The following is a 16,073-nucleotide window of genomic DNA, read 5'->3' on the forward strand; positions in this document are numbered from 1 at the left end:
CATTCGGGCCATGTACCTGCTAGCGAGTACAATGCGGTGCGACCCCCTTATCCCGGAGTCCTCCGTATCAAATCGGTACTTGTCGTAGCGCTGCTCTTTATTTCGCCTTTTTTCTCGGCCAGAAGAAGCTGGAGCGGTCTTCTAGGGTCAGCACCCACTCCGCAAAGGTAGCTGGCGGCATGTTGAGAAGGCTCGTATGCATTCTACGGTTGTTGTAAAAGTCCATGTACCGGTCCACCGCTTCATAGGCCTCTTCGAACGTGTCGAAGGCCTCTTTGCGGAACAAATCCCGATCGATATTACTGTGGAACGATTCAATAAAAGCATTTAAATCCGGCGTTCGAGGCGGAATGCGTTCATGGGTCATTTCCCAGCTTTCACACATGTCGCCAAACAGATGGCTGACGAACTGGGGGCCGTTGTCGGTGCGGATCACCGGGCGCGCGCTGCCAGGGGCGCAGTGTTGCTCCATGGCGCGTCCCAGCGTCTGGCAGGCGTGCTTGGCCTCACACGACGATCCGCGGTGATAACCGACGATGACCCGGGTAAACACATCGATAATGCTCAGAACGAAGAAATGCCGGTCCCGTCCTGCCACATATCCGTATTTAATGTCCATCTGCCAGAGCTGGCCCGGGCCGGTAATGACTCGGTTCTCCGGCAGCTTCCGGGGATGCTTAAAGCGCTTGTGACGCTGGGGCTGCAGGATCTCCAGCGCCTGACATAGCCGGTAGCTTTTCTTGTGATTGAGCCTCAGCTGGTGCTGGTTCCACAAGCACTTGGCCAGCAGCTTGTACCCGTACACGTGCTCTTCTCCAGCGACCAGTTCCAGGAGCATTTCCTGGATCTGCTCGTCGCTAATCTTCTCTCCCGATTCGGTCAGAGAGTAGCCGGGTACGGGTCTTCCGCGCCCCTGGAGTACGGCCTGTGCATCCTGTGACTTGCGTTTCTTACGGTCGTAGTACGTGGACTCTGCGAGCCCGATGAGACGTAGTACCAACGCTGCGGAATATCCCTGCTTAATGAACATCTCGGCTACCTCGATTTTTTCGGATAAGCAGGGGTGGGCTTTTTTAGCAGTTCACGCAGAATCTCAATCTCTAACTCCTTTTCACCGAGCATCTTCACCGCCTTCTCATATTTCTGCTCGACCTCTACCAGGCGCTTCAGTTCCTCTACCTGCTCCTGGGGGTACGGATGATCTTGTTCTCCATGGGCTTCCCGGTAATCCCTCACCCACTGATTCACCGTGGACGGAGTCACCCCATACTTTCGGGCAACCACCGCCGCCTTAATGCCAGATAACACCTCTTGCGCTGCCTTCTCTCTTGTTCCCGTTAGGTGTCCCATAGTGTTCATCCTCCTCCTGTATCTAGTCTACCTTTTTGTGGGGGAGGACTCCAACTTCATTAGGGGGCTGTGGAGAATGTATGCTGTTTTTCACATACATTCGGGCCATGTACATGCTAGCGAGCACAATGTATGCTGTTTTTGGCATGCATTCAGGCCATGCGCCTGCGTGCCAGCACAATATGTACATTTCAGGCTCCCGCCAGGGGGCCTTTTTCTGTGGCTTCCGGCCGGGCGGCAGGCATACTTTCCCTCTTCCTAACCATACTAATGACATTCTATGGATACCGATGGAGGGCTAAAGAATGGGCAAAAAACTCAACCTGCTGATGTTCAGCGGGGAGTATGACAAGGCGATGGCCGGGTTGATTCTGGCAAATGCGGCCAGGGATATTGAGGTGGAGGTTACGATGTTCTTCTCGTTCTGGGGGCTGTTTCTCGTCCGGGACCCGGAGACGATGACGCTTGCGGACAAGAGTATCTACGAGAAGCTGATGGATGTCATTACTCCCAAGGGGCCGGAGCAGCTGCCGCTCTCGCGGATGAACTTCAGCGGGCTTGGCAAGCTGATGCTGGAGGAGATGATAGAGGATCAGGGGGCACCGAAGCTGATCCATTTCCTGAAGGGGGCGCGCAAAAAGAACATCAAGTTCTACGCCTGCAAGCTCTCAGTGGAGATCATGGGCTTCAAGCCGGAGGAGCTGCTGCCCGAGGTGGAGATTATCGATGCCGCCGCGTATCTGAAGGATGCGCTGGAGAGCGATATCCAGCTCTTTATCTGAGCGGCGGTGAGCGGCGAATCTGAGCCGCCATGGGCTTTAACCTATTTTCATCACCGGGCATATACTGAGGCAGACGAAGACGGTTCGGTAACGCGCGGCAGGCAGCCATTAGCTTGGGTTGAAGCTATACTTGAGCAGCGCCAGTGCCTGCCGGAATCCGTCTCAACGATAGAGCATTCATTGCCTGGAGGGATTGTCCGTGTTGAGTATCCACCGCACCGCTGCGGCAGAGGCGCCGTCTTCACTGCAAGAGCATTTCGCGGTATTCCGTGAGCATACTGTCGGGACCCGCCATCTGATCTCCACCCCCTACGGACAGCAGCCGCTGCTGTATGCCGACTGGACGGCCAGCGGCCGCCTGTATGAGCCGATTGAGCGCAAAATACAGGACACCTTCGGCCCCTATGTCAGCAACCCGCATACCGACTCCAACACCACAGGCCTGACCATGACCCTGGCTTACCAGGAGGCCAGGAATATCATCCGGCAGCATGTAAATGCCGCTCCCGCAGATGCCCTGCTCTTCTGCGGCAACGGCACCACCGGCGCGGTGAACAAGCTGCTGCGGATGATGGGCCTGAAGCTGCCGGAATGGCTGAAGCAGGAATATCTCTGCACACCGGAGGAGCGCCCGGTTATCTTCGTCACCCATATGGAGCATCATTCCAATCTGCTGCCCTGGCAGGAGAGCTTCGGCGATGTGGTCACCGTTCCCTCCGGGCCGGGCGGAGAGGTGGATCTGAAGAGGCTCGAAGAGCTGCTGCTAAGCTACCGGAACCGCCGCTTCAAGATCGGCTCCTTCACCGCCTGCTCGAATGTTACCGGCATCGCGACCCCGTATCATCAGCTTGCTGCGCTCATGCACCGGCATGGCGGGGTGTGCTTCGTCGATTTCGCAGCCAGTGCCCCTTACGAGGCGATCAATATGCATCCGGCAGCCCCGCAGGAGAAGCTGGATGCCATCTTCTTCTCGCCGCACAAGTTCCTCGGCGGCCCCGGAACCAGCGGAGTGCTGTTGTTCGATACCGCGCTCTGCACCGGCCGCCTGCCGGATGAGCCCGGCGGCGGCACCGTGGTATGGGTCAACCGCTGGGGCGGCCGCCGTTACATCGACGATGTGGAGGTCCGCGAGGACGGGGGCACCCCCGGCTTCCTGCAGGCGATCCGCACCGCGCTCTGCGTGAAGCTGAAGGAGCAGATGAACGGTAGCGGACAATATATGGTCGTCCGCGAACAGGAGCTGTGCCGGAAGCTGCTCTCCGGGCTTGCGCAGATTCCCGGCTGCTCTGTGCTGGAAGGCGTACACCGTAAGCGCCATGGCATTGTCTCCTTCACGCTGAAGGAGATTCATTACAACCTCGCAGTACGGCTGCTGAATGACCGCTTCGGCATTCAGGCGCGCGGCGGCTGCTCCTGTGCCGGTCCGTACGGCCATCAGCTGCTTGGCGTGAACCCCGCACAGTCCCAGGCGTTCATCCAGGCGATCCACGCAGGGGACCAGTCGCTGAAGCCGGGCTGGGTCCGCCTGTCCCTGCACCCGATCATGACCGAGCGCGAGGTCGATCATATGGTCTTCGCCGTGCAGTCTATCGTCAGCCATATAGAAGGTTGGAGCAGGGATTACCGCTACAACGCAGTCACCAACAGCTGGCTGCATACCGGAGAACGAGGCGCCTCCGAGGGCGATATCCGTGAATTATTTGTGCTGTAGCGGCGGTTTGCCGCGCAGCTCCCGTTCCCGCGCCTGCCGGGCGAACCTGGCTTCAATCGCTTTAACCCCCCAGAGTGAAGCTCCGATAAACAGCAGCACATAGATGATCTCCGCCGGATGACGGATGAACTGCTGCACATCATTGCCGATGTAGGATACCGCAAATACCATAATGGCTTTGCCGGCACATAGGGCAATCAGATAAGAGCGCAGCCTCATTCCGGCCAGCCCCGCCGCCATATTAATCACCACGAACGGACCCACCGGAAACAGACTAAGCAGGAACACATAGCTGAACCCGCTCTGGCGGACCCAGGTCATGGCTTTGGCTACCTTGGGCCGCTTGGCCCACTTGGTAAGGTAGGGATGCCCGGCAATTTTGCGGATAATCAGAAAAGTGACCGTACAGCCTGCGACAAGTCCGATCCAGGAATAGAGGAACCCCAGCCATAAGCCGTATACCGCCCCGTTAAGCCCCACAATCGCTATGGTCGGCAGCGGAGGCACGAATGATTTCATGAAGGTGAGCCCCACACCGGGCAGCGGCCCGAGCGAGCGGTATTGCTCCAGCAGCTGCAGCAGACGCTCCTCGGTCAGCCATGACATAATATTTAAAAAGAACATTTCTTCAGCGCTCCTCAGGGTACGATATGAAATTCAATTATACAACACTTCCGGCGGGAAGTAGAAGGAGGGTGGACAAGCACAAGCTGCCGGGGATATGATGAAATTATGAGAACATTTGATTATAGTCTGCTGGCCAAAAGAGTACTCGCCATGCTATGCATCGGCCTGCTCACCGCAGTGGTGCTGATTCCCCTGCTCGGCTCCCCGTCTGCCTGCTACAGCCCACGGTCAGGATGGGCCGATCTGTCCTCCTGCACCTTCGATGATTCTGCCGTCTACCCGCTGGGAGGGGAATGGGAATTCTATTGGCAGGATCTGCTGGAACCGCAGAATACCCTATCCGGAACCGCAGAGGCACCTGCCTACATGCCTGTACCCGGCGCTTGGGGCCGGGGATCAGAGGCTACCAGCTTCTCCCGCTACGGGTATGCGACCTACCGCCTGCTGGTTGAGCTGCCGCCGGAGGTTACTGCCTTCGCCCTCAAGGTGGGCAATATCCGCAATGCCAGCGAGGTATATGTCAATGGCGAGCGGCTGGGCGGAAGCGGAACGCCGGGTGAATCCCCGGAGACGACGAAGCCGCGCAACCATCCATACTCCCTGACGTTCCACAGCAAGGACAACGTGGCGGAGATTCTGATACATACATCCAACTTCACCTATTCAAGCGGAGGCATTGCCGAGTCTATACGAATCGGTACCCCCGCTGCCATACATGCCATCGACCAGCGGAACCGGACCTACGATATTTTACTGGTAGCAGGCTTTGCTTTTATCGGCTTTTACTTTTTCGGCCAGGGCTTTCAGCGTAAAGAGGACAAGTCTTCGCTCCAGCTGGCCATCTATTGCTTCACTGTCGCCCTTTATATGCTGACGCACAGCGAGAAGCTGCTCTTTGAATACCTGCCCTCTATTTCCTATGAGGGATTCAGTAAGCTACAGGCGATGTCCGGCGTAGTGGCGTTCTATTGTGTTGCCAGCTACACCTATTCATTATTTCCCGCACTCTATTCCCGGCTGTTCAAACGGATATGTTCTGTGTATGCCTTAAGCTTCTGCATCGTTGTACTTCTAAGCCCGTTGCCCGTATATTCCCGGATTACAGGACTGCTGCTGGCCTTCAGCTTCATCTCTGTCTGCTATACCTTCTATGTTATGGTCAAGGCGGCCTGGCTGCGGGAGACCGGCTCCTCCTATCTGCTGATCGGTGTCATTGCTGCTGTCATGTTCACCTTATCCCTGGTCAGTAATCTGTTCTTCGGCACGGAACTCTACGCTGTTCCTCCGGTAGCCGGTCCGATCTTCATTCTTGCCGAAGGCCTGTTCCTGTCGGCGCGCCATGCCCATGCATACCGGACCATTAAGGAGTTGTCCCGGCAGCTTGAGCAAAGGGACCGGGATAAGGACGAATTCCTGCTCAAGACCTCCGCCGAGCTGCGGACGCCGCTGAATGCCATCATTAATGTAGCATTATCCATGCATGAAGGGGCCGGAGGACCGCTAAGCCCGTCCCAGCGGGAGGATATGCGGCTGATTCTCGGTACCGGCAAAAGGCTGGCCTTCCTCGTCCGGGATATTCTGGATTATGAACAGATTAAGCGCCAGCGCATCACCCTGCAATATGGTACCGTAGATATTCAGGGCGTGGCGGCCATTGTCATTGAGGTCTTCCAGTTCCTGAACAAAAAGGGCAGCATCCGCATCAAAAACCATATTCCGCCGGGCCGCTTCCTGGTCCAGGCTGATGAGCAGCGGCTGATGCAGATTCTCTATACCCTGCTGGATAATGCGCTGAAATTCACAGAGCGCGGCAGCGTAGTCATTGAAGCGGCCTGGCAGGAGGCGTTCATCTCCATAGCCGTCACCGATACCGGAAAGGGGATTCCCGAGGATCAGCTGGAGTCCATCTTCCGCGACTACGAACAGATTAGCGAGGCCGATTCACTGGAGACCGGGGGCCTCGGGCTGAGCCTTGCGATCAGCCGCAAGCTGGTAGAGCTGCATGGCGGGAGCATCTCCGTCTCTTCCCGGGTGGGCCGGGGCAGCACGTTCACCTTCACGCTACCCGGCACCCCGGCGGAAGCCGCCGCTGCCGCCCAAGCCGGAGAGCAGGCGCTCTTAAGAACCGAGTATACCCAGCCGGAAATGCTGGATGATCTCTATAAATACCGGTCGGCTGATCCGCCGCAGTCCAGCAGTCAAGCCGATCCCTATGCACCGCGTGTCCTGATCGTAGATGACGATTATGCCAACCTGAAGGCATTGACCAACCTGCTGGCGCTGGAGAATTACAGCATCGCCAGCCGCAGCAGCGGCAAGGAGGCGCTGGCACTGCTGGCCGTAGACCGTCAATTCGATCTCTGCATTATCGATGTTATGATGCCGGAGATGTCCGGCCTTGAGCTGTGCAGGATCATCCGCCAGACCTATACCCCGCTGGACCTGCCGATCCTGATGGCTACCGCCGGGCAACAGCTTCACTTCAACGAGGCGGCCTTCCGCGCCGGAGCCAATGATTTTATTCATAAGCCCTACGTCTGGAGCGATCTCAAGGGACGGGTCAATACGCTTGTCCAGCTAAGACGGTCCGTGTCCGAGCGGCTCAGCTCGGAGATCGCCATGCTGCGTGCGCAGATCAAACCGCATTTTCTCTACAACGCCATTAATACAATCATCTGGATGAGTACGCGTGACACCGAGAAGACGCAGCAGCTGCTATACGATCTCAGCCATTTCCTGCGCGGCAGCTTCGACTTCAGCAATCAGGAGACCGCCATTCCGTTCGAGAAGGAGCTGGAGCTGATCGAAGCTTATCTGTCGCTGGAGCAGGCCCGGTTCGGGAAAAGGCTGACGGCCGTGTATCAGATCGAGGTCAGTGAATTCCCGCTCCCGCCGCTGATTGTGCAGCCCATCGTGGAGAATGCCGTCCGGCACGGACTGATGGAGAAGATCGACGGAGGAACCGTGATCATCTCCACCCGGCAGGAGGGCGATGTTATCCTGATCACCGTCTCGGATAACGGGAAGGGAATGAGCGATGAACAGCTTTCCTCGTGGATGAAAGACGACTACCGGTCTGCGCATGGCGAAGGCACCGGGATCGGCCTGCGGAACATTAACCGCCGGCTGCTGACCCAGTTCGGGCGTCCGCTGATTCTTACACGGGGAGCCAGCGGGGGTATAGATGTATTGATTACAATCCCATGGAAAGATGAGGTCTCCTGAGTATGAGCATCTCTGTAATGGTAATTGATGACGAATGGCCGGCACTGGATCACATGAAGGAGCTGCTGCTCCAGTGTGAAGGCATCTCCTCTGTCCTGACTTACGATAACCCGCGCGAAGCCCTGGCAGCCGCTGCCGAGCTGAAGCCGGATGTCCTCTTCCTGGACATCCAGATGCCGGAGCTGTCCGGTCTGGCTTTTGCCGAGAAGCTATTGCCGTTCTCTCCGGACACAGACATCGTATTCGTAACCGCCTACCGCAATTATGCTGTCGAAGCCTTCGACCTGTCTGCGATGGATTATCTGCTGAAGCCCGTGGATCCCTCGCGCCTGCTGAAGACCTGGAACAAGCTGCTCACTAAGCGTCTGGCGCAGGCTCCCGCCGGAGCAACCGGAACAGCCGGGATGACAACCGCGTTCCGTCTGCTGGGGGATAATGAATTGATCAGCCCTCAGGGCGTGGTGAAGTGGCGGACACATAAAGCACAGGAATTATTTGCGTATCTGTGGATTCACAGGCAGGGCAGCGTCAGCGTAATTCTGAATGATGTGTTTCCGAAGTGGAATTACGAGAAGGGCAAGCAATATCTACATACTACGATCTACCAGATCCGCACAACCTTGAAGAAGGCTGCGCTGGAGGACAAGATTGAGCTGACCTTCGGCAGGGAGAATTACAGGCTGGAATCCAGGGGCATTGAGGGGGACCTTGAGCAATTCCAGGAGGCTGCCGCCCTTGCGCTTCAGAACACCCGGCTGGAGGATATGCAGCAGGCAGCCGCCCTGTACACCGGTGATCTGCTTCAGTCGCTGGACAGCCTCTGGGTCTATTCCGCCCGTGACAAATACCGCCGGCTGTATCTTAAGCTGCTGGAGCAGCTTACGCAAGGATTAGTGCAGGCTGCACGGCCTTACGAGGCCGAGGATTACGCCGTGCGCCTGACTGAGCTGGAGCCGCTGGAGGAGAACTACGCCCTGCGGCTGATCGCCATCTATTACGAGACCGGCAAACCCCTGCGCGCCCAGCGTAAATTCACCCAGTTCAGTGAATCCTACACCGCAGAGACCGGCGATGGTTTGCCGGACTGGTTCGTGGAGGAATACCGGCGGCTGGGGAAATAGCCGCCGAAATTCTTTTATCATATGCTTGGGAAACTAACAGTAAAGGGACGACAATCATTCGAACTTAGCGAATGATTGTCGTCCCTTTACAATACAACTCCGTTTGCGGTCAGTCTCTTTTATCATTTAACCATTCATTCCGTTGTTAAGGTTGGCTTCTTCTCCACACAATCTGACCGTTCTTATTAATGTATACTTCTCCATCAACACTATATGCGTAAGCAAGCCCCTTAGAAAAGGGTCCAGCCCATTCAAGCGTTGGTTGAATAACCCAGGCTCCTGTTTTATTAATGAATCCGGTCTTTCCTCCCGATTCTGCCACTGCAAGTCCTTCATGAAAGTCGCTCGCTGCATCCAATTGGTTAGGAATAAGCAGTTTTCCTTTGTTATCTATATAACCTGACTTTCCATTGATTTTAACAGCCGCCATTCCTTCTGAAAAAGAGTGGACCTCCTCATACTTAGCAGGAATCACTAATTTTCCTTTCTTATCAATAAAGCCATAGTTAACTCCTGCTTTAACAGCCGCCAATCCCTCTGAAAAAGACTCCCCATTTTTATAACTTGAATTGAACAAAAACTTCCCTTTCTTATCGATATAACGGGAAGTGCCATTTATTGTGACCAGAGCAACACCTTCAGAGAAATCATTAGCGCTGTTATATTGTGCTTTAATTACTATTTTCCCGGAAGAATTAATGTATCCATATCCACTCCCCACCTGGACAGCAGCCAATCCTTCGGAGAATTTATTAGCTTTTTTGAATTGCGGTTTTATAACACTAGTTCCTGTAAGGTCCATATAACCATAGTTAGATACAGCATAATCCGTTGCGGTACTAAGCGTTCTATATGCCGCAAGCCCCTCTGAAAACTCCTTAGCATCGTAGTAGTTTCCCTTTGATATTACTTTATTCCCTTGTTGATTGATAAATCCGTCAAATTTAGCATTTGAATATACAATGGCTAGTCCTTCATTAAAAGCATAGGCATCTGTAAATTTTGTTTGATAATCAATAACCATTTTGCCTTCCGCATCAATGTAGCCAAATTGCCCTCCGCGTGATACCGGAAAAAGATTTTGCTTAGAATATAATGAGACAATCCGAGAGTCCCCGTACCACTTCACTTCGAGACTGCTGGCTTCCCCGATGAAACGAAGTGGTACAAATGTTGCCCCATCCATTATCTGTGGAGCTACTTGAAGGGTAGTTGGAATATCATTAATCCAAGCCGTATTTTGATTGATAACTAATTTAATAGTAGTGCCTGTCTTATGCCCAGAGATTGTTTTACTTGCTGAATCATAGCTAATATTAAAACCTAGTTTTTCGAGTATCCCTTTAAATGGAACCAACACCGTATTGTTCTTCATAATGGGTGAGTGCTTTTCTTGAAGAAGATTTCCATACAAAATCACTCGAATTCCATTTTTCGCAAATGCAGACTCTTTACTGACCATTACAAGAAAGAATATAACAAGGAAAAATGAGACCAGCGCTTTTATTGATTTGCTCATATCTTACAATTCAGCTCCTTTGGTTTTTATTTCATCGAAGAATCTAAGTGATATAGCCACCCTCCTACCATTCTAAGGAATCGGCTATATTATCAATTAATTCCCAGTTAAAGAAATTATAACATTGTTGTTAGAATCACGTGCTACGGTAGCATCATTCTGGTCTGAACGACATACTGTCTGCCGCCAATACCATCTGGTAAATCTGTTCCAGTTTTGCGCATGGAAAAAAAACACTCGATATTTTACGCCATAGTTCGACGTTTATCAGTGTTTTATCAGTGACAATTGTTACCATTGTTCATATACAAGATCATTCATGCATAGAGATGCATCATTATGATGGCAATGGGGGATGTAACATGAATACAAGAAGTAAATTCAAGCAGGCAGTCAGAGGGATGAAGGTATTGCCGCTTATGTTATCTATGATTCGTGAGGCTGCGGTGGATAACACTGCGCCTGCGATGTCTGTTGAAATCACCACGGACCGAGCGGTCTATGCTCCAGGGGAGGAGGTGACGGTGCTGGTGCATTTAACAGGCTTCGCGCCCAATGACCGCGGCTACAGCTATCTTAACTTCATTGTCCAATACGACAGCCAGGTATTCGATAACCTTGAATATACACAGCATTCAGTCTATGCGGAAGGTAACTATACGGCTGGAAGTGAGGTGAATAACCTGCTCCAGTTCAATTTCCAGAGTCCCGTGGACGGCAGCATCTATCTTGGAAAAAACACCAGTATGCGCGGCATCGATATACAGGTTGAGGCGGGCGGCGGACAGCAGAATATTCCGGCGGTTGACCAGACTCTGGTTACGTTCAAGCTGCGGGTCAAAGCCCTTACGCTTGCCTCCTCCTCAACGATCAGCCTGGCCAATGAATTCACCAGAATCCGCACCTCTGAAGCTGCGGACAGCTTCTATCTCTACTCGCCCGATGTCACTGCTAACTCCCCGGCAAGGGTCGAAATCACCCAATCCCCGTCCGTGTCCGTCTTCTCTTCAGGGTCCAGTACGAACCAGTTACTCTAAAAGGCACCCGGTATCCGCTCATTCTGTCCGCCGTAAATCTACGCATTCCACTTAAATAAGGGTCTCTTGGGCGGCAGCAGCCTGCCTGCTTCCGCCAAGCAGCAGGGTCGTCATATGCTTGCGCGCGTCCGCTGTGAGCAGCCGCAGTTCCACCGGCCCGCCGGCCGGCGCACTGCGGATGAAGGTCACCCTGGCACCATCCAGATCTTCATAGATACCGGCGATGGTATAGCCCTGCCCAATAAGATTATCAATTTCCTGCCGTTCCCGGCCGAATTCTGCGAATGCTGACATCTCAGACCACTCCTCCGCTGATTTCTGCCTGGGCCGGGCGGGGGGCTTCGGCTTCGAAGCGCTTGCGGTGCAGATATTTGCCCTTGCCTGCGGCACCGACGAAGACCTTGTCCCGGATGACGAACTCCCCCCGGCTGAGTACAGAGACCGGCTCTCCATTGACCATAAGCCCCTCGAACGCATTATAGTCCACATTCATATGATGCGTCTCTGCCGACAGTATCCGCTCCACTGCCGGGTCGAAGATCACGATATCGGCATCGCTGCCAACGGCAATCGTCCCCTTTTGCGGGAACAGGCCGAACAGCTTAGCGCTTGAGGTGGCGACGATATCCACGAATTTGTTCAGCGTGATCCGGCCCTTCTGCACCCCCTCGGAGTAGAGGACACTGAACCGGTCTTCGATGGTGGGTCCACCGTTCGGGATCTTCGAGAAGTCGCCCCGCCCCAGCTCCTTCTGCCCTTTGAAGTTAAATGAGCACTGATCGGAGCCGATGGTCTGCAGCGTTCCGCTCCAGAGCGCATCCCAGAGTACATCCTGATTCCACTGTTCGCGCAGCGGAGGAGACCAGACATACTTGGCGCCTTCGAAGTCCGGCTTCGCCAGCGCCGACTGATCCAGCACCAGATACTGCGGGCAGGTCTCGCCGTAGACACGCAGCCCTTTCTTGCGGGCTTCGGCAATCTTCCAGGCCGCCTCGGCGCAGGTAACATGCACCACATAGAGCTGTGAATCCGCCAGTCCCGTCAGATAGGCCGCCCGGCCGGTGGCCTCGCCTTCCAGCTCAGGAGGACGGGTCAGCGCATGATAGAGCGGATCGGTATTCCCTGCGGCCAGCGCCTGGTCCACCAGATATTCGATCACATCGCCGTTCTCGGCATGTACCATGACCAGCGCCCCTTCACGCTTCGCCGCCTGAAGCGTCTTGTACAGCACCCCGTCGTCGGCCTGGAAAGTGTTCTTGTAGGCCATGAACACCTTCAGCGAGGTGATACCCTCCTGTTCGATAATCTGCGGCAGCTCGCTGAGCACCTTGTCATTCAGCTCTGACACCATCAGGTGGAAGCTGTAGTCGATGACCGCTTTATCCTGTGATTTGTGGTGCCAGGTATCTACAGCCTGCCGGAGCGGCTGCCCCTTCGTGGTCAAGCAGAAATCAATCACCGTTGTAGTTCCGCCATAAGCGGCGGCAATCGTACCGGTCTCGAAGTCATCGGCGGTAACCGTACCGCCGAAGGGCATATCCAGATGGGTGTGGGGATCGATCCCTCCCGGAAAGACATAGCAGCCGGAAGCGTCAATAATCTCCGCTCCCGGCGCTTCCAGCTCCAGGCCGATGCCGCTGATGATTCCATCCTCAATCAGGATATCTCCCGTATACGTATCTGCCGCCGTAACGATAATTCCGTGCTTGATGAGCTTCTTCATCTTAACCCGCCTCCACTTCCGAATAAGAACCGTTGACCCCGCTGATGATCCGGCTGCGCTGATTCCAGCTCATCGGAGCCGCTCCGTTGTCCAGGGCAATCATATCAATGGCTCCGTCTGCCGGGCAGACAATCGAACACAGATTGCAGCCTACACAATCCTCCTCGCGCACTTGCAGAATCGCCTTGCCCTCCGCATTCGTCAGCATATCGATGCATTGATGAGAGGCGTCTTCACAGGCAATATGGCATTTATTGCAGTTGATGCAGTTCTCCCCGTTGATCCGCGCAACGACTTGATAGTTAAGGTCGAGATCACCCCAGTTGGAATACTTAGGCACCGACTTGCCAATCAGCTCGGTTACCGAAGCCAGCCCCTTCTCATCCAGGTAATGGTTCAGACCGTCGATCATCTCCTCCACAATTCTGAAGCCATGATGCATAACCGCTGTGCAGACCTGAATCCCTGTCGAGCCCATCAGCATGAATTCGACGACATCCTGCCAGGTGGAGATGCCGCCGATGCCGGAGATCGGCACACCAACTTCACGGTCCCGGGCACATTCCGCCACCATGCTGAGGGCAATCGGCTTGACGGCCGGTCCGCAATAACCGCCGTGCGCTCCCTGGCCGCCAACATTCGGAATCGTATTCCAGCTGTGGATGTCCACCCCGGCCAGGCTGTTGATGGTATTGATCAGGCTGATCGCATCCGCTCCGCCCTTGACGGCATGCCGGGCCACCACGGTAATGTCGGTGATGTTCGGCGTCAGCTTCACAATGACCGGTGTAGTCGCCACCTCCTTGACCCAGGCGGTCTGCGCCTGCACCAGATCAGGCTGCTGGCCCGAAGCCGCGCCCATGCCGCGTTCAGCCATGCCGTGCGGACAGCCGAAGTTCAGCTCCAGACCGTCTACACCGATGGCCTCCACGCGCTTCACAATCTCATGCCACTTCTCCCGCTTCGGCTCCACCATCAGGGAAGCAATGATCGTATGGTCCGGGAATCTCCGCTTCGTCTCATAGATTTCCTTCAGGTTGACCTCCAACGGACGGTCGGTAATCAGCTCAATGTTGTTGAAGCCCGCTACACGCTGTCCGCCAAAATGAACGGCGGCGAACCGGGCCGAGGTATTGATGACCGGCTCCCCGAGCGTCTTCCACACCGCGCCTCCCCAGCCTGCCTCGAACGCACGCTGCACCTGATAGCCTGTATTGGTAGGCGGCGCAGAGGCCAGCCAGAACGGATTCGGTGACTTGATGCCTGCAAAATCAATACTGAGATCTGCCATTGCCATTCCCTCCCCTTCTAAGAAATACGCTTTATACGGCAGAGCCGACTACGCCATCCTGACGGCCTGACCACTGCTTCACAATCGCATAGGCAGCATCCTTGCCCTGCTGCGCGGCAGAGACCACCATGGCCTCCCCCGTCCCTGCGCCGAAGACAATATCGCCGGCAGCATAAATCTGCGGATCAGAGGTACGGCCGGTCGCGGGATCAATCTCCACTACGCCCCGCTTATGCTTAAGCCCCAGCGCCTCAATGAGGTCCATCCGCCGCTTCTGGCCGATAGCCACCACTACGGCATCCACCGGGAGCAGGAATTCCGAGCCCGCCACCGGGGCGGGAGAGGGGCGTCCATCCGGCCCGGCCTCACCGGTCAGCTCCATCCGCACACATTCCAGTGCCGCGACATTCCCCTGCTCATCCCCGATGATCCGCTTCGGCAGCGTCAGCCAGTTGAACTCCACACCCTCCTGCTTGGCGAATTCATATTCGAAATCATAAGCCGTCATCTCCCCGCGCGTCCGGCGGTAGATCATCTTCACGTTCGCCGCGCCGAGCCGCACCGAGCAGGTGGCCGCATCAATGGCCGTATTGCCCGCACCAATGACAGCCACACGCTGTCCCATCAGCTCCAGGGCAGGAATCCCGGTCTTGGTAGTCTCCACCAGCTCAATTGCATCATAGACACCAGACAGCTTCTCGCCTTCAATCCCCAGCGGAGGGACGTAACCCATCCCGGCCGCCAGCACAATGGCATCATATCCGGCCTTAAGCTCTTCTATGGAAATATCCACGCCCACCTTCATTCCCGTGCGGATCTCTACGCCCAGCCCCTCCACCTGCTCCACTTCCCAGAGCGAGATATCCTGCGGCAGCCGGAAGGAGACAATCCCGTGGGTATCCAGGCCTCCGGCCAGTGGCTTCGCCTCATAGATCACCACCTGGAAGCCTTCACGCGCCAGTTCTCTGGCCGCTGACAGACCTGCCGGTCCGCCGCCGATCACCGCCACTTTCTTGCCGTTAGGCTCACCTGCCCGGAAGAGCTGGAGCCCGCTGCGGATCGCCCAATCCGTAGCGTATCGCTGCAATAGGCCAATCTCAATCGGCGCGGAAGCGCCGTTCAGCACACAGGCCCCCTCGCACAGCTCCTCCGTAGGACATACCCGTGCGCAGCTTGCGCCGACCGGATTGGCGTCCATGATGGTCTGCGCCGACCCTCTGAGATTGTCGGTAGCGATTCTTTTGATGAAGGAAGGGATGTTGATGCTGGTCGGACAGGCCTTGATACACGGCGCATCATAGCAGTACAGACAGCGGTTGGATTCTTCGATAGCTCCCTTGCGGGTAAGCCCCGGCTCTGCCTCGGCAAAATTACGCATGAACAGCTCAGGTGTAAATGTGGTTAACGGTGAAGATTGCTCCATCGGGTACCCCTCCTTCTGGCCAAAGTAGCTTCCACTCTCGGCTTCGATTTATGTTATATAATATAACATTATTACGATAATCGCCTTAATATTTTGCATACTTGTAAGAATTATTGTAGTAAAATAAACTTCAAGCCGATAAAATTGCTAATCACACTCCAATTTAAGTTAAGTTTCCTGACATATTATATTCAAACTATAGTCCATTCGTTTTTTCGTTACATTAGACAGATTGTCTAATTCCAAAAGTCACTTTTTTACCTG

13 protein-coding genes are annotated in these 16,073 nt (G+C 54.9%); 5 read left to right on the forward strand and 8 right to left on the reverse strand.

Going from position 1 to position 16,073, the window contains the following annotated elements; translation table 11 throughout:
* Positions 1–97: 97 nt before the first annotated feature.
* Together MHH28_RS20530 and MHH28_RS20535 are read right to left on the reverse strand one after the other, a co-directional pair.
* The gene (locus MHH28_RS20530) at positions 98–1,030 is read right to left on the reverse strand and encodes an IS3 family transposase (RefSeq protein ID WP_405105022.1); all 933 of its coding nucleotides are present in this window, start codon (positions 1,028–1,030) and stop codon (positions 98–100) included.
* A gap of 5 nt (positions 1,031–1,035) precedes the next feature.
* A complete protein-coding gene (locus MHH28_RS20535; RefSeq protein ID WP_340750738.1) occupies positions 1,036–1,350 on the reverse strand; it encodes a helix-turn-helix domain-containing protein in 315 nt (104 codons plus the stop codon).
* Between the two features lie 305 nt (positions 1,351–1,655).
* On the opposite strand from MHH28_RS20535, the gene MHH28_RS20540 reads away from it, so the two are divergent.
* Positions 1,656–2,132 (forward strand): DsrE/DsrF/DrsH-like family protein, encoded by a 477-nt coding sequence (locus MHH28_RS20540; RefSeq protein WP_173135932.1) that lies wholly within the window; start codon positions 1,656–1,658, stop codon positions 2,130–2,132.
* Between the two features lie 193 nt (positions 2,133–2,325).
* Positions 2,326–3,843 carry an aminotransferase class V-fold PLP-dependent enzyme gene (locus tag MHH28_RS20545; protein ID WP_405105024.1) on the forward strand — a complete coding sequence of 506 codons (1,518 nt, stop codon included), beginning with the start codon at positions 2,326–2,328 and terminating at the stop codon, positions 3,841–3,843.
* Here the strand turns inward: MHH28_RS20545 and MHH28_RS20550 are convergent.
* On the reverse strand, positions 3,829–4,467 hold the full coding sequence (locus MHH28_RS20550) for a TVP38/TMEM64 family protein (RefSeq protein WP_405105026.1): 639 nt from the start codon (positions 4,465–4,467) through the stop codon (positions 3,829–3,831). The genes MHH28_RS20545 and MHH28_RS20550 overlap by 15 nt on opposite strands.
* 108 nt (positions 4,468–4,575) lie before the next feature.
* Between MHH28_RS20550 and MHH28_RS20555 the strand changes: the two genes are divergently transcribed.
* Together MHH28_RS20555 and MHH28_RS20560 are read left to right on the forward strand one after the other, a co-directional pair.
* The gene (locus MHH28_RS20555; protein WP_405105028.1) at positions 4,576–7,695 is read left to right on the forward strand and encodes an ATP-binding protein; all 3,120 of its coding nucleotides are present in this window, start codon (positions 4,576–4,578) and stop codon (positions 7,693–7,695) included.
* A 2-nt stretch (positions 7,696–7,697) separates the two neighbouring features.
* Positions 7,698–8,816, forward strand: coding sequence for a response regulator (locus MHH28_RS20560; protein WP_405105030.1), 1,119 nt, complete (start codon positions 7,698–7,700; stop codon positions 8,814–8,816).
* A 145-nt stretch (positions 8,817–8,961) separates the two neighbouring features.
* On the opposite strand, the gene MHH28_RS20565 is transcribed toward MHH28_RS20560, so the two are convergent.
* Positions 8,962–10,335, reverse strand: coding sequence for a WG repeat-containing protein (locus tag MHH28_RS20565; protein ID WP_405105032.1), 1,374 nt, complete (start codon positions 10,333–10,335; stop codon positions 8,962–8,964).
* A 362-nt stretch (positions 10,336–10,697) separates the two neighbouring features.
* Between MHH28_RS20565 and MHH28_RS20570 the strand changes: the two genes are divergently transcribed.
* Positions 10,698–11,372, forward strand: a complete 675-nt coding sequence (locus tag MHH28_RS20570) for a cohesin domain-containing protein (RefSeq protein ID WP_405105034.1) — start codon at positions 10,698–10,700, stop codon at positions 11,370–11,372.
* Positions 11,373–11,423: 51 nt separating this feature from the next.
* Here MHH28_RS20570 and MHH28_RS20575 read toward each other — a convergent pair whose 3' ends face one another.
* From MHH28_RS20575 to MHH28_RS20590, 4 genes are read right to left on the reverse strand one after another with little or no spacing between them, the layout of a single operon-like run.
* Complete coding sequence (locus tag MHH28_RS20575) at positions 11,424–11,666, reverse strand: hypothetical protein (protein ID WP_405105036.1); 243 nt, start codon at positions 11,664–11,666, stop codon at positions 11,424–11,426.
* Between the two features lies 1 nt (position 11,667).
* On the reverse strand, positions 11,668–13,095 hold the full coding sequence (hydA, locus tag MHH28_RS20580) for a dihydropyrimidinase (RefSeq protein WP_405105038.1): 1,428 nt from the start codon (positions 13,093–13,095) through the stop codon (positions 11,668–11,670).
* A gap of 1 nt (position 13,096) precedes the next feature.
* Positions 13,097–14,386, reverse strand: coding sequence for an NAD-dependent dihydropyrimidine dehydrogenase subunit PreA (gene preA / locus MHH28_RS20585; RefSeq protein ID WP_405105040.1), 1,290 nt, complete (start codon positions 14,384–14,386; stop codon positions 13,097–13,099).
* A gap of 31 nt (positions 14,387–14,417) precedes the next feature.
* The gene (locus MHH28_RS20590; protein WP_405105042.1) at positions 14,418–15,809 is read right to left on the reverse strand and encodes an NAD(P)-dependent oxidoreductase; all 1,392 of its coding nucleotides are present in this window, start codon (positions 15,807–15,809) and stop codon (positions 14,418–14,420) included.
* Positions 15,810–16,073: the final 264 nt, after the last annotated feature.

Origin of the sequence: Paenibacillus sp. FSL K6-1217 (assembly GCF_045040735.1) — a bacterium.
Lineage (GTDB): Bacteria > Bacillota > Bacilli > Paenibacillales > Paenibacillaceae > Paenibacillus_AQ.